This is a genomic window from Citrobacter sp. MGH100 (assembly GCF_001034465.1).
Lineage (GTDB): Bacteria > Pseudomonadota > Gammaproteobacteria > Enterobacterales > Enterobacteriaceae > Citrobacter > Citrobacter youngae.
This window is the reverse complement of sequence record NZ_KQ089802.1, coordinates 447,325-461,224: the sequence shown is the minus strand read 5'-3', so window position 1 is coordinate 461,224 and position 13,900 is coordinate 447,325. Positions and strand designations below refer to the sequence as shown.

Sequence of the window (13,900 nt, the reverse complement as noted above, 5' to 3'; positions counted from 1 at the left end):
TCATGAAGGTTAAATCAAAGCGTATGGCTCTTTGCTGCGCATAATTGCGAGAACCGGATCAGGCGACCCGTTGGCTCATTGGCGCGTGTCTGGATATCAGGCAAGCTTTTCCAGTCCTGTTTACCATCAAACTCCCAAACGTTGAGTTTTTCAATGGTTGGCGTGACCGCGACCGACCACACCAGCACATCTTCGGCATCGCAAATGGCTTCTATCTGCGTAACGTGAGCACATCTCAGACGGCCCGCACCCGGTAACAGCTGGAGTTCACGTGGATCGTCATTGCACACGTCGCCAGTGAGCTTGAGAACGCTCTGGCGTAACGTTATGAGCTGCGCACGCGCTTCATTGGGGTCGTTTTGATTATTGATCCACAGGTTTTCGTTACTGGAAAAGCGGTAGGAATCTGTGGCATTCGGGGTATGGAACCCGCGAGTTGCCCGCTGAAGCTCCATATCCAGACCGCATGAACCTTCTGTGGTAAGCGCGACGCCGACAATATTCCCGGCATAGGAAATCGAAAAGCCAGGCAGGTTTTTATCGCGAAAAACGGGCTTACCTTTCGCCTCGGTAACAATCTCGGGCAATGTGCTGGTGCCGTAAAGCATAAACATCAGTTCAGCGAGAAGACTTCGGGAGGCCAGAAAGCGTGTTCGGCGGTGAGTGGGTAGATTTCTTACTTCAAAATGACATGGAGTAGGGAGACGAACTGAAACCAGGTGTCCCTCCGTAAGAATCCCTCTGGCAAAATGTGTCGCCATTTTTCGCTCCGTGATTAATGGTCCGTGATTATTATCAGAGTAACATTTACGCGGCCTCCAGGCAGGCTTTACTGCCCAAAAAGTAAACGGAATCGGGATACATTACGCGACATTTACATTTCCAGCGCCAGGGAGGTTAATAAAACAACAATATAGCAAAGGATCTTCATGACATCTCGCGATAGAGTGCCTTGATCGTCTCTTTCAGCCATACGATCTTAGGATTGTGGCTGTTGCGTTTATGCCAAAGTAGGGTGAACGGGACGCGCATTTTTTCCAGTTGCGCTGCATCAAAAGGCATTGGACGTGCCACGAGCGGAAGCTGGTGGAGTTGATTGTAACGCTGACAATAGACCGGGGCGGTGGCTATCAATGCGTGATCGGGCTGCGCGGCCATAAACAGCGACTGCTCAAAGCCTGGCAGACACAATGCGATGTTACGCGCACGCCCCATCTCCTGAAGTACATCGTCCAGCGCCCAGGTGTCGCTCTGCTCCCAGCTAATGCTGATATGGGGATAGCGCAGGAATGTTTCCAGATTCCACTCTTCCTGCAATGCCGGGTGGTCTTCACGCAACCAGACGCAGGGGAGATCGGAAAACAGGACCTCGTGGTCGATCGATAACGGTAGCAGACTCAGCAATTCACGCGAGCGCGGGTGACTTTCACGTCCGGTAAAGCCGATATCCACCTCGCCACGGATAATGGCATCCAGCGAATCGTAATCCCAGTTGTGCACTTTGATCGTTGCCTGTGGATAACGTTGGTAGATCTGTTGGGAGAGCGCGTTAAACATGATCATCACCAGCGGCGTTTCAGCCACTAAATCAAACTTCAGCCCACGTGGTGCTTCATGGTGTGGCTTATCGAGCAATTGATTGCCCATCTGCATCCACTCAGCCAGGCTCTGTTCCATGTTGAGCATCAGCGGCGTTGGCGTTAGCCCCAGCGGGGTGTTAACAAACAAGGGATCGTCAAACCAGGCTCTCAGCTTCGACAGCGATTTGCTGACCGCCGACGGCGTGACGTTCATCCGTTTGGCGGTTTTAGTGACGCTGCGTTCCTGCATCAGGAGTTGCAGGCAGAGCAGTAAATTAAGATCGAGACTGCTGAGGGATTTCTTCATGAGTTGGTGTGGGCCGGTTTGGTGCAACAGTGATAATCAGCATGATACTCACTATGCTACAGCCAATCAGAATCCCGATCAGCATATTCAGTGCGTCGAGACCGAGGATGGCAGCCAACCAAATCCATAGAGATGAACCGCAAACCTGGGCAATGCCTAATGCCGAGCTGGCGACGCCTGCGCGCAGCGAGAACGGCCCCAGCGCCTGGCTCATGGCAACGCCGAAACCGACCGAGAATCCGGCGCAGATTAAGGTTAACCCGAACAACGTTACCGCGTGCGTACTGGCAAGGATTAACACGATGCCCGCAGCCAGGAACAAGACCTGTGAAGTCAGCATCAGGATGCGGGGTTTAAAAATACTCAGTGCGAATGGCGTAGAGAAAGAGACCGCCATACTGATGCCTGCGGTCATGGCCATGGTAGTGGCGTACTCGCCGCGGTCGAAGCCCATAACTTCCATCAGCAGCACCGGAGACGTATTCACGAAGGTCAGGATCACCGACACGCTGAGGGTGGTAATGGCCAGACGGCTTAAGAAAAAACGGTTTACCAGCGACTCTGCGCGATGATCGCTCTGCGTAGAGGTCGAGAGCGTCGCTGGGCGCGATTCTCGCAGGATAAACACCGACAGCAGGCAAACGACCACGCCCATGCCCATCATCGTGTAGAACAGGCTCTGCCACGGGTATTTGAGCATGATCAGATGCCCCATCACCGGAGCCAGTACCGGCACGATACAGGTAATACCGTTCAACAACGACAGTACCTTCGCCCGGCGACGATCGTCGAGCGTATCGCGCAGAATAGCGAAAGCCACCACATAGCAGCAGCCGGCGCCCACACCCTGAATAAAGCGGCCTACCAGGAACGGCGTACCGCTCTCGGCAAATGAACACAGCGCAGAGGCGAAAATAAAGATGAGTGCACCGACAATAGCGACTGGTTTACGTCCTGACTGGTCGGCAACTTTTCCGGCGAAAAGCATCGCCGTCGCCATTCCCGCCAGATAAACCGAAAACGCGATATGCAGCTGCGCCTCGCTGGCCTGTAGATCGGCCGCAATACGGGGCAGCCCCACCAGATACATATCAATACCGGCAGGATAAAGAAGAACCAGGGCGAAACTGCAGATTAGAAAGCGTGTCATAGCGACCTCATGAGAAATGTGGCGCTAAGCATACGGTCAGAGAGTCAACTGCACGAGTTGCCATTTGGACAACAGTGATTTCCGCATGGGAAATTGTTGTTGCCGGATGGCGGTGTAAACGCCTTATCCGGCCTACAGGGCCTGTAGGCCCGGCAAGCATCGCGCCACCGGGCAACACAACGTTACTTACCAATACAGAAACTGGAGAAAATTCGTCCCAGCAGATCGTCGGAGGTAAATTCCCCGGTGATCTCACTGAGGTTCTGCTGCGCCAGACGTAGCTCCTCTGCCAGCAATTCTCCGGCCCATGCGCCGAGAAGTTGGGCTTTACCCTGCTCAAGATGCTCCGCCGCTTCTGCCAGTGCCTGCAGGTGACGACGACGCGCCAGGAAGCCACCTTCCATATTGGTTTCAAAGCCCATGCTCTGTTTGAGATGGTTACGCAGTACGTCAACACCTTCACCGGTACGTGCGGAGAGACGAACCAGTGAGTGGCCATTTACTTCGCTAAGGCCCAGCGTCTCACCGGTAATATCCGCTTTGTTACGCACCACGGTAATCGGCAGTTTGGCTGGCAGACGGGCAATAAAGTCTGGCCAGATGTCAGCTGGGTCCACGGCATCGGTGGTGGTGCCATCCACCATAAACAGCACACGGTCGGCTTGTTCGATTTCCTGCCACGCACGTTCGATACCAATGCGTTCAACTTCATCGCTGGCATCGCGCAAACCGGCAGTATCGATGATGTGCAGCGGCATACCGTCGATATGAATATGCTCACGCAGTACGTCGCGAGTCGTCCCCGCAATGTCGGTCACAATAGCCGCCTCACGGCCTGCCAGCGCGTTCAGCAGGCTTGATTTCCCGGCGTTAGGGCGACCGGCAATGACTACCTTCATCCCTTCGCGCAGCAGGCTACCCTGACGCGCTTCGGCACGTACGGCATCAAGATCGCTGATAACGTTATTGAGCTGCGCTTCAATCTTGCCGTCAGACAGGAAGTCGATTTCTTCATCCGGGAAGTCGATCGCCGCTTCCACATAGATGCGTAGGTGAGTGAGCGCTTCCACAAGATGATTTACCCGTGCGGAAAATGCACCCTGCAACGAGTTCAGCGCCGAGCGAGCGGCTTGCTCCGAGCTGGCATCGATCAGGTCGGCAATCGCCTCTGCCTGGGCTAAATCGAGCTTATCATTGAGAAACGCGCGCTCGGAGAATTCACCCGGTCTGGCAATGCGCAACCCGGGAATGGTCAGAATACGTTTGAGCAGCAGGTCAAGAATCACCGGACCTCCGTGGCCCTGAAGCTCTAAAACGTCTTCGCCGGTAAAGGAGTTCGGGCCGGGGAACCACAGGGCAATCCCCTGATCCAGCGTGCTGCCATCCGCGTCTTTAAACGGCAGATAATCGGCGTAACGCGGTTTGGGTAGTTTCCCCAGTACGGTTTCTGCGACCTCACGCGCCTTCAGGCCGGAGATACGCAGGATACCCACGCCACCACGTCCCGGTGGGGTGGCCTGAGCGACGATGGTGTCGTTATGGCTCATGGTTTGTCTCTTCTTAATGCAATAAAAAAGGCGGTCTAATGACCGCCCTTTACTTTATGTTCCGTTTGCCGGATGGCGGCTTCGCCTAATCCGGCCTACACCGAATCAGGAGTTTTTCTTCTCGCGGCTATGCAGGCCACGCTTCTCCAGACCACGGTAAATCAGCTGCTGCTGAATAATGGTTACCAGGTTGCTGACGATATAGTACAGCACCAGACCTGACGGGAACCACAGGAAGAACACGGTGAAGATGACCGGCATAAAGGTCATGATCTTCTGCTGCATCGGGTCGGTTACGGTGGTCGGAGACATCTTCTGAATGAAGAACATCGTCACGCCCATCAGAATCGGCAGAATGTAGTACGGGTCCTGTGCAGACAGGTCATGGATCCACAGCGCGAACGGCGCATGACGCAGTTCAATGGAGCCCATCAGCATGTAGTACAACGCCAGGAAGATTGGCATCTGGATGATCAGCGGGAAGCAGCCGCCCAGCGGGTTAACCTTCTCAGCTTTGTACAGGGCCATCATTTCCTGGCTCTGACGCTGTTTGTCATCGCCCAGACGCTCACGCATTGCCTGAATCTTCGGCTGCAGCATACGCATCTTCGCCATGGAGGTGTACTGCGCTTTGGTCAGCGGGTACATGATGCCACGAACGATAAAGGTGATAACGATGATGGAGAAGCCCCAGTTACCCAGGAAGCTATGGATCCACTTCAGCAGTTTAAACAGCGGCTGAGAAATGAACCACAACCAGCCGTAATCCACGGTCAGATCCAGGTGCGGTGCAACGGCCGCCATTTTATCCTGAATTTCCGGGCCGACCCACAGAGTACTGGTCATCGCGCCAGTCTGGCCAGGCTGTACCAGTACCGGCTGTGACTTATAGCCGATAGCGGCAATGCCGTTACCCAGGTTAGCGGTATAGAAGTTGTTGGTGCCGTCGTTACGCGGAACCCATGCCGTTGCGAAATACTGTTGCAGCATTGCGACCCAGCCGTCTTTAGCATTGACGTTCAGGTTTTCGTTGTCAGCAATGGTGTCGAATTTGTATTTCTCATACTTCTCATCCGGCGTGGAGTACGCCGCGCCGCGGAAGGTGTGCAGCGCAAAGTTGCTGCTACCTGTGTCGCGATGAGATGGCAGATTGATGGATTGCTTCAGCTGACCAAAGGTGGAGACTTCCAGCGGTTTTTCGCCGGCGTTCTGCACGCTGTAGTTAACGTTGACAGCATATTCACCACGCTTGAGTACAAACGTTTTAGTGAATGTGTTACCCGCTGCGTCAGTATAGGTCATCGGGATCTGCAGTTCGTTCTGACCGTCAGCCAGTACAAACGCGTCTTTTTCGACGTTGTACAGCGGACGCGGGCCGTTAGCCGGGTTATCCGGGCCGTCACGACCTGTCAGGCCACTCTGTGCCTGATAGATGAACTGTGGCGTGGTTTCCAGTAACTGGAACGGTTCGGTAGAACCGAGTTCTTTCGGGTAAGCTGGCAGTGAAGCCTGTTCCACATCACCACCACGGGTGTTGATGGTCAGATCAAGCACGTCAGTTTTAACCGTAATCAGTTTCCCCTGGCCACTGGCCGGTACGCCCTGGTCTGCGGCGCTACCCGCTGCGGTGGTCGTTGTCTGCGTGGTCTGTTGGGCCTGAGGTTGCGGGTTTTTATCCTGCTCCCAGGCTTGCCAGATCATGAAAGACACGAACAGCAAAGCGATGACTAAAAGATTGCGTTGCGAATCCATCGTTAGTGTTCTCTGGTATCAAATGGTCCGGGCGGGACGGGATCGTCACCACCAGGGTGTAAAGGGTGGCATTTTAATACGCGTTTCACCGTCAACCAACTGCCTTTTATCACTCCAAACCTGCGCAATGCCTCAATTCCGTAGCTCGAACAGGTTGGAGTGAAACGGCAATGCGGCCCAAGCAGCGGACTGATCAGGCGTTGATAGACCCGAATAAGGGCTATCAGGACCCGCGAGCCAGGCGACAATGGCGACGCCATAATTTTTCCAACGCTTCCGAGAGAGCACGGTTATCGAGGTCAGCAACCCCTTTTTTCGCCACCACCACGAAATCCATTGCTGGAAGGTCGTGCTGACGTAAACGGAAGCTTTCACGCGTCAGACGTTTAATCCGATTGCGTTCATGCGCACGTTTAACATTTTTCTTGGCGACTGTAAGACCGATACGGGGATGCCCCAGCGAATTCAGGCGGCCGAGGATGGTGATTTGCGGCGTGCCAGCCCGTTGTGGCTGCTGGAAGACGAATGTGAAATGAGTGGGAGTTAACAAACGTAACTCCCTGGGAAATGCGAGCTTAACCACTCAGGGGCTAGCTTTTATTACTTAGAAACGGTCAGACGAGAACGGCCTTTAGCACGACGACGTGCCAGAACCTGACGACCATTTTTATTAGCCATACGAGCACGGAAGCCGTGAGAACGGTTGCGCTTCAGTACAGACGGTTGAAAAGTGCGTTTCATGGCGATTTCTACCTAAACTTGAATAAATTCACTGACTTTTGCGTATACCCGAACGAATTTCGAACGACTTACGCCACAGTGTGGGTGATTAAAGAGGCCGGATTGTAATAATTGTACACTCCGGAGTCAATTCTCTTTCCTTATTTCCCGCTTTTTTCCGCATGGTTTCGCGTAAAAAACAGGCAGCGTTGACGCCGTAAGGCGACCGTTACTCGCTGGGGGTAAGAATTATACGGGCTGGTGGATAAAGCGCAAGGATCGCTCGGGATCTTTATTAGATCGTTTAAGCAGTAAAGCATCTTTACTCATTAATTTTTTCAATATGCGCGCTAAAACCTGCAGCACTTCTCCAGGATCGTTTACACTTAGCCGATTCTGGATCATCCTGTGGATAAATCGGGAAGAATCTGTGAGAAACAGAAGATCTCTTTCTCAGTTTACGCTATGATCCGCGGTCCTGATCGTTTCAATGGATCCTGATCGGGTAAAAATTGCAGATAGCAATTCGCACGTCACCCTTTGCATAGGGTCTTGTCGATGTGCGTCAACAATCATGAATGTTTCAGCCTTTGTCATTTATCGACTTTTGTTCGAGTGGAGTCCGCCGTGTCACTTTCGCTTTGGCAGCAGTGTCTTGCCCGATTGCAGGATGAGTTACCAGCCACAGAATTCAGTATGTGGATACGCCCGTTGCAGGCGGAACTGAGCGATAACACGCTGGCTTTGTATGCGCCAAACCGTTTCGTGCTCGATTGGGTAAGGGATAAATACCTTAATAATATTAATGGATTACTCAATAATTTTTGCGGAGCGGATGCCCCACAGCTGCGTTTTGAGGTTGGCACTAAACCCGTTACGCAAACGCTGAAAACGCCGGTCAACAACGTTGTGGCGCCCGCCCTCGTGGCTCAGCAAGTGCAACCGCAACGTACCGTACCGGCAGCGCGCCCTGGCTGGGATAACGTCCCGGCTCCGGCTGAACCTACCTATCGCTCTAACGTCAACGTCAAACATACGTTTGATAACTTCGTTGAAGGTAAATCTAACCAACTGGCGCGCGCGGCGGCACGTCAGGTGGCGGACAATCCAGGCGGCGCCTACAATCCGTTATTCCTTTATGGCGGTACGGGTTTGGGTAAAACCCACCTGCTGCACGCTGTCGGTAACGGCATTATGGCGCGTAAGCCGAACGCAAAAGTGGTGTATATGCACTCCGAGCGTTTTGTGCAGGACATGGTTAAAGCCCTGCAAAACAATGCGATCGAAGAGTTTAAACGCTATTACCGTTCCGTTGATGCGCTGCTGATTGACGATATTCAATTCTTTGCTAATAAAGAACGTTCACAGGAAGAATTTTTCCACACCTTTAATGCCCTGCTGGAAGGTAATCAGCAGATCATCCTGACCTCGGATCGCTATCCGAAGGAGATCAACGGCGTTGAAGATCGTCTGAAATCTCGCTTCGGCTGGGGACTGACTGTCGCGATCGAGCCGCCTGAGCTGGAAACACGCGTCGCGATCCTGATGAAAAAGGCTGACGAAAACGACATTCGTCTGCCGGGTGAAGTGGCGTTCTTTATCGCCAAGCGTCTACGCTCTAACGTGCGTGAACTGGAAGGCGCACTGAACCGCGTGATCGCTAACGCCAATTTTACCGGCCGGGCAATTACTATCGATTTCGTGCGTGAAGCGCTGCGCGATTTGCTGGCTTTGCAGGAAAAGCTGGTCACCATCGACAATATTCAAAAGACGGTGGCAGAGTATTACAAAATCAAAATTGCGGATCTGCTTTCTAAGCGTCGATCTCGTTCGGTAGCACGTCCGCGTCAGATGGCGATGGCGCTGGCAAAAGAGCTCACTAACCACAGTCTGCCGGAAATTGGCGATGCGTTTGGTGGGCGCGATCATACTACCGTGCTTCATGCCTGCCGTAAGATTGAGCAGTTGCGTGAAGAAAGCCATGATATTAAAGAAGATTTCTCCAATTTAATCAGAACATTATCTTCGTGACGCTATGAAATTTACCGTTGAACGTGAACATTTATTAAAACCGCTTCAGCAGGTCAGCGGCCCGCTGGGTGGACGTCCTACACTGCCGATCCTCGGAAACCTGCTGCTGCAGGTTGCTGACGGTGCGCTTTCTCTGACCGGTACCGATCTCGAAATGGAGATGGTGGCGCGCGTGGCGCTGATCCAGCCGCATGAACCTGGTGCGACCACCGTTCCGGCGCGTAAATTCTTCGATATTTGCCGCGGGTTGCCGGAAGGCGCAGAAATTGCCGTTCAACTGGAAGGCGACCGTATGCTGGTGCGTTCTGGCCGCAGCCGTTTCTCGCTGTCCACGCTGCCTGCCGCCGACTTCCCGAATCTGGACGACTGGCAGAGCGAAGTCGAATTCACGCTACCGCAGGCGACGATGAAGCGTCTGATTGAAGCCACGCAGTTTTCAATGGCGCATCAGGACGTGCGTTACTATTTAAACGGCATGCTGTTTGAAACCGAAGGGGAAGAGCTGCGTACCGTGGCGACCGACGGTCACCGCCTGGCGGTCTGTTCAATGCCTGTCGGTCAGCCGTTGCCCAGCCATTCGGTGATCGTACCGCGTAAAGGCGTGATTGAACTGATGCGTATGCTCGACGGCGGCGATAACCCGCTGCGCGTGCAGATTGGCAGCAACAACATTCGTGCGCACGTGGGTGATTTCATCTTTACCTCCAAGCTGGTTGACGGTCGTTTCCCGGATTATCGCCGCGTACTGCCGAAGAATCCGGACAAACATCTTGAAGCAGGTTGCGATATCCTCAAACAGGCGTTTGCTCGTGCGGCGATCCTCTCTAACGAGAAATTCCGCGGCGTGCGTCTGTATGTCAGTGAAAACCAGCTGAAAATCACCGCTAATAACCCGGAGCAGGAAGAAGCCGAAGAAATTCTGGATGTCTCCTACCCTGGTACAGAACTGGAAATCGGCTTTAACGTTAGCTACGTACTGGACGTTCTGAACGCGCTGAAGTGCGAAAACGTGCGTATTCTGCTGACCGATTCCGTCTCCAGCGTACAAATTGAAGATGCAGCCAGCCAGAGCGCGGCTTACGTTGTTATGCCAATGAGACTGTAATGTCGCTGACCCGCCTGTTGATCCGCGATTTTCGTAATATCGAAAACGCGGATCTCGCTTTATCTCCCGGCTTTAACTTCCTGGTAGGCGCTAACGGCAGCGGCAAAACCAGCGTGCTGGAAGCTATCTATACGCTCGGCCACGGTCGGGCGTTTCGCAGTTTGCAAATTGGCCGCGTGATTCGCCACGAGCAGGAATCGTTTGTTTTACACGGGCGTTTGCAGGGTGATGAGCGTGAGACGTCGATTGGCCTGACGAAAGACAAACTGGGCGACAGTAAAGTGCGCATTGACGGCACTGACGGGCACAAGGTCGCGGAACTGGCGCACCTGATGCCGATGCAGCTGATCACGCCCGAGGGGTTTACTTTACTCAATGGCGGCCCCAAATACAGAAGAGCATTCCTTGACTGGGGATGCTTTCACAATGAAGCCGGATTTTTCACCGCCTGGAGCAACCTGAAGCGCCTGCTCAAGCAGCGCAATGCGGCACTGCGCCAGGTAAGTCGTTATGAGCAACTCCGCCCGTGGGATAAAGAACTGATCCCACTGGCGGAACAAATCAGCACCTGGCGCGCGGAGTACAGCGCCGGTATCGCGCAGGATATGGCGGATACCTGCCAGCAGTTTCTTCCCGAATTTTCTCTCTCCTTCTCTTTCCAGCGCGGCTGGGAGAAAGAGACAGATTACGCCGAAGTGCTGGAACGCAGTTTTGAACGCGATCGCATGTTGACCTACACCGCGCACGGCCCGCATAAGGCGGATTTCCGCATTCGCGCCGACGGTGCGCCGGTGGAAGATACGTTGTCGCGTGGGCAGCTCAAGCTGCTGATGTGCGCCTTACGTCTGGCGCAAGGGGAGTTTCTGACCCGTGAAAGCGGGCGGCGCTGCCTGTACCTGATAGATGATTTTGCCTCTGAACTGGATGACGCGCGTCGCGGACTGCTGGCCAGCCGCTTAAAAGCCACGCAATCTCAGGTCTTTGTCAGCGCAATCAGCGCTGAACACGTTATAGACATGTCCGATGAAAATTCGAAGATGTTTACCGTGGAAAAGGGTAAAATAACGGATTAACCCAAGATAAAATGAGCGAGAAACGTTGATGTCGAATTCTTATGACTCCTCCAGTATCAAAGTCCTGAAAGGACTGGATGCGGTGCGTAAGCGCCCGGGTATGTATATCGGCGACACGGATGACGGCACCGGTCTGCACCACATGGTATTCGAGGTGGTAGATAACGCTATCGACGAAGCGCTCGCGGGTCACTGTAAAGATATCGTGGTAACGATTCACGCTGACAACTCCGTGTCTGTTACCGATGATGGCCGTGGTATCCCAACCGGTATCCACCCGGAAGAGGGCGTTTCGGCAGCGGAAGTTATCATGACCGTTTTGCACGCAGGCGGTAAATTCGATGATAACTCCTATAAAGTTTCCGGTGGTCTGCACGGCGTAGGTGTTTCCGTCGTTAACGCCCTGTCACAGAAGCTGGAACTGGTGATTCGTCGTGAAGGCAAAGTGCATCAGCAAACTTACGTGCACGGTGTGCCGCAGGCGCCGCTGGCAGTAACTGGCGAAACAGAAATGACGGGGACTCAGGTCCGTTTCTGGCCAAGCCACGAAACCTTTACCAACGTCGTTGAGTTCGAATACGACATTCTGGCTAAGCGTCTGCGCGAGCTGTCATTCCTGAACTCCGGCGTGTCTATTCGTCTGCGCGATAAGCGCGATGGCAAAGAAGATCATTTCCACTACGAAGGCGGCATCAAGGCGTTTGTTGAATACCTCAACAAAAACAAAACGCCGATCCACCCGAATATCTTCTACTTCTCCACCGAAAAAGACGGTATTGGCGTTGAAGTTGCGCTGCAGTGGAACGATGGTTTCCAGGAAAACATCTACTGCTTCACCAACAACATTCCGCAGCGTGACGGCGGTACTCACCTTGCAGGCTTCCGTGCGGCGATGACCCGTACCCTGAACGCCTACATGGACAAAGAAGGCTACAGCAAAAAAGCGAAAGTCAGCGCCACCGGTGACGATGCCCGTGAAGGCCTGATTGCCGTTGTTTCCGTGAAGGTACCGGATCCGAAATTCTCCTCCCAGACCAAAGACAAGCTGGTCTCTTCTGAGGTGAAATCGGCGGTAGAACAGCAGATGAACGAACTGCTGAGCGAATACCTGCTGGAAAACCCGTCTGACGCGAAAATCGTCGTCGGCAAAATTATTGATGCGGCGCGTGCTCGTGAAGCGGCACGTCGTGCGCGTGAAATGACCCGCCGTAAAGGTGCGCTGGACTTAGCGGGTCTGCCGGGCAAACTGGCGGACTGTCAGGAACGCGACCCGGCTCACTCTGAACTGTACCTGGTGGAAGGGGACTCAGCGGGCGGCTCTGCGAAGCAGGGACGTAACCGTAAAAACCAGGCGATTCTGCCGCTGAAGGGTAAAATTCTTAACGTTGAGAAGGCGCGCTTCGACAAGATGCTCTCTTCTCAGGAAGTGGCGACGCTGATCACCGCACTGGGCTGTGGCATCGGTCGTGACGAGTACAACCCGGACAAACTGCGTTATCACAGCATCATCATCATGACCGATGCGGACGTCGATGGCTCGCACATCCGTACGCTGCTGTTGACCTTCTTCTATCGTCAGATGCCGGAAATCGTTGAGCGCGGCCACGTCTACATTGCGCAGCCGCCGCTGTACAAAGTGAAGAAAGGCAAGCAGGAACAGTACATCAAAGACGATGAAGCGATGGATCAGTACCAGATCTCTATCGCCCTTGATGGTGCTACGCTGCACACCAATGCCCACGCGCCGGCGCTGGCGGGTGATGCGCTGGAAAAACTGGTTTCTGAATACAACGCCACGCAGAAAATGATTGGCCGTATGGAACGCCGTTTCCCGAAAGCGCTGTTGAAAGAACTGGTTTATCAACCGACGCTGGCTGAAGCCGATCTCACTGATGAAGCGAAAGTCACTGCCTGGGTTTCCCAACTGGTTAACGTGCTGAATGAAAACGAAATGCACGGCAGCACCTGGAACAGCTTTGTGCGTAAAGACGCTGAACTGAACCTGTTCGAGCCGGTGATCCGCGTGCGTACCCACGGTGTTGATACCGACTATCCGCTGGATCACGAGTTTGTGACCGGCGGCGAATACCGTCGTATCTGCACGCTGGGTGAGAAACTACGTGGCCTGATCGAAGACGATGCGTTTATCGAACGTGGCGAGCGTCGTCAGCCGGTTGCCAGCTTCGAGCAGGCGCTGGACTGGCTGGTGAAAGAGTCCCGTCGTGGCCTCGCGATTCAGCGCTATAAAGGTCTGGGCGAGATGAACCCGGAACAGCTGTGGGAAACTACCATGGACCCGGAAAGCCGCCGTATGCTGCGCGTTACCGTGAAGGATGCGATTGCCGCTGACCAGTTGTTCACCACGCTGATGGGTGATGCTGTTGAACCGCGTCGTGCATTTATCGAAGAAAACGCCCTGAAAGCGGCGAATATCGATATCTAACATGTACCTCAGGCCTGCTCCTGTAGGCCTGATAAGCGAAGCGCCATCAGGCAGTTCGTCTGCGTTTGCCGGATGGCGGCTCAGGCCCTATCCGCCCTACCATCGATTGTCAAAAGGGGAATCCCGATTCCCCTTTCCATCCCCCTTTTCGTAGCTGTTTTTTGAGCGGAATCGCGTTAGCATGAGGATGGA

At 53.8% G+C, this 13,900-nt stretch carries 13 protein-coding genes; 4 read left to right on the top strand and 9 right to left on the bottom strand.

Annotation, left to right across the window (positions count from 1 at the left end; genetic code table 11):
• Window positions 1-14 precede the first annotated feature (14 nt).
• The 9 genes from SK32_RS20005 to SK32_RS26765 all read right to left on the bottom strand — a co-directional run bounded on the left by SK32_RS20005 (window position 15) and on the right by SK32_RS26765 (window position 7,386).
• Entirely contained in the window at window positions 15-761 is a 747-nt protein-coding gene (locus SK32_RS20005; RefSeq protein WP_048213777.1) for a 4'-phosphopantetheinyl transferase family protein, read from the bottom strand.
• 166 nt (window positions 762-927) lie between these two features.
• Window positions 928-1,887 carry an HTH-type transcriptional regulator YidZ gene (gene yidZ / locus SK32_RS20000; RefSeq protein WP_048213776.1) on the bottom strand — a complete coding sequence of 320 codons (960 nt, stop codon included), beginning with the start codon at window positions 1,885-1,887 and terminating at the stop codon, window positions 928-930.
• Window positions 1,856-3,037: an MFS transporter gene (locus tag SK32_RS19995; protein WP_048213775.1), complete on the bottom strand. Its 1,182-nt coding sequence runs from the start codon at window positions 3,035-3,037 to the stop codon at window positions 1,856-1,858. Before SK32_RS19995 ends, yidZ begins: the two co-directional genes overlap by 32 nt.
• A gap of 182 nt (window positions 3,038-3,219) precedes the next feature.
• Window positions 3,220-4,584, bottom strand: a complete 1,365-nt coding sequence (mnmE, locus tag SK32_RS19990; RefSeq protein ID WP_003840593.1) for a tRNA uridine-5-carboxymethylaminomethyl(34) synthesis GTPase MnmE — start codon at window positions 4,582-4,584, stop codon at window positions 3,220-3,222.
• 105 nt (window positions 4,585-4,689) lie between these two features.
• Window positions 4,690-6,336 (bottom strand): membrane protein insertase YidC, encoded by a 1,647-nt coding sequence (yidC, locus tag SK32_RS19985; protein ID WP_048213774.1) that lies wholly within the window; start codon window positions 6,334-6,336, stop codon window positions 4,690-4,692.
• A 2-nt stretch (window positions 6,337-6,338) separates the two neighbouring features.
• Entirely contained in the window at window positions 6,339-6,596 is a 258-nt protein-coding gene (yidD, locus tag SK32_RS25240) for a membrane protein insertion efficiency factor YidD (RefSeq protein ID WP_003023846.1), read from the bottom strand.
• Window positions 6,560-6,919, bottom strand: a complete 360-nt coding sequence (gene rnpA, locus SK32_RS19980; RefSeq protein WP_003023848.1) for a ribonuclease P protein component — start codon at window positions 6,917-6,919, stop codon at window positions 6,560-6,562. The genes yidD and rnpA overlap by 37 nt, the downstream gene beginning before the upstream one ends.
• A 17-nt stretch (window positions 6,920-6,936) precedes the next feature.
• Complete coding sequence (gene rpmH, locus SK32_RS19975; RefSeq protein WP_003023858.1) at window positions 6,937-7,077, bottom strand: 50S ribosomal protein L34; 141 nt, start codon at window positions 7,075-7,077, stop codon at window positions 6,937-6,939.
• 228 nt (window positions 7,078-7,305) lie between these two features.
• Window positions 7,306-7,386 carry a hypothetical protein gene (locus SK32_RS26765; protein ID WP_418222139.1) on the bottom strand — a complete coding sequence of 27 codons (81 nt, stop codon included), beginning with the start codon at window positions 7,384-7,386 and terminating at the stop codon, window positions 7,306-7,308.
• Between the two features lie 297 nt (window positions 7,387-7,683).
• Here SK32_RS26765 and dnaA point away from each other — a divergent pair, with 297 nt between their 5' ends.
• From dnaA to gyrB, 4 genes are read left to right on the top strand one after another with little or no spacing between them, the layout of a single operon-like run.
• A complete protein-coding gene (gene dnaA, locus SK32_RS19970) occupies window positions 7,684-9,087 on the top strand; it encodes a chromosomal replication initiator protein DnaA (RefSeq protein ID WP_048213773.1) in 1,404 nt (467 codons plus the stop codon).
• A 4-nt stretch (window positions 9,088-9,091) separates the two neighbouring features.
• Complete coding sequence (gene dnaN / locus SK32_RS19965; protein ID WP_005121477.1) at window positions 9,092-10,192, top strand: DNA polymerase III subunit beta; 1,101 nt, start codon at window positions 9,092-9,094, stop codon at window positions 10,190-10,192.
• Window positions 10,192-11,265: a DNA replication/repair protein RecF gene (recF, locus tag SK32_RS19960; protein WP_048213772.1), complete on the top strand. Its 1,074-nt coding sequence runs from the start codon at window positions 10,192-10,194 to the stop codon at window positions 11,263-11,265. Before dnaN ends, recF begins: the two co-directional genes overlap by 1 nt.
• 28 nt (window positions 11,266-11,293) lie before the next feature.
• Entirely contained in the window at window positions 11,294-13,708 is a 2,415-nt protein-coding gene (gyrB, locus tag SK32_RS19955) for a DNA topoisomerase (ATP-hydrolyzing) subunit B (protein ID WP_048213771.1), read from the top strand.
• The last annotated feature ends 192 nt before the right edge of the window (window positions 13,709-13,900 follow it).

Bases quoted from the DNA above. Each gene is read 5' to 3' on its own strand.
- SK32_RS20005 (WP_048213777.1), bottom strand. From the start codon at position 761: ATGGCGACACATTTTGCCAGAGGGATTCTTACGGAGGGACACCTGGTT.
- yidZ (WP_048213776.1), bottom strand. From the start codon at position 1,887: ATGAAGAAATCCCTCAGCAGTCTCGATCTTAATTTACTGCTCTGCCTG.
- SK32_RS19995 (WP_048213775.1), bottom strand. From the start codon at position 3,037: ATGACACGCTTTCTAATCTGCAGTTTCGCCCTGGTTCTTCTTTATCCT.
- mnmE (WP_003840593.1), bottom strand. From the start codon at position 4,584: ATGAGCCATAACGACACCATCGTCGCTCAGGCCACCCCACCGGGACGT.
- yidC (WP_048213774.1), bottom strand. From the start codon at position 6,336: ATGGATTCGCAACGCAATCTTTTAGTCATCGCTTTGCTGTTCGTGTCT.
- yidD (WP_003023846.1), bottom strand. From the start codon at position 6,596: ATGGCGTCGCCATTGTCGCCTGGCTCGCGGGTCCTGATAGCCCTTATT.
- rpmH (WP_003023858.1), bottom strand. From the start codon at position 7,077: ATGAAACGCACTTTTCAACCGTCTGTACTGAAGCGCAACCGTTCTCAC.
- SK32_RS26765 (WP_418222139.1), bottom strand. From the start codon at position 7,386: ATGAGTAAAGATGCTTTACTGCTTAAACGATCTAATAAAGATCCCGAG.
- dnaN (WP_005121477.1), top strand. From the start codon at position 9,092: ATGAAATTTACCGTTGAACGTGAACATTTATTAAAACCGCTTCAGCAG.
- recF (WP_048213772.1), top strand. From the start codon at position 10,192: ATGTCGCTGACCCGCCTGTTGATCCGCGATTTTCGTAATATCGAAAAC.
- gyrB (WP_048213771.1), top strand. From the start codon at position 11,294: ATGTCGAATTCTTATGACTCCTCCAGTATCAAAGTCCTGAAAGGACTG.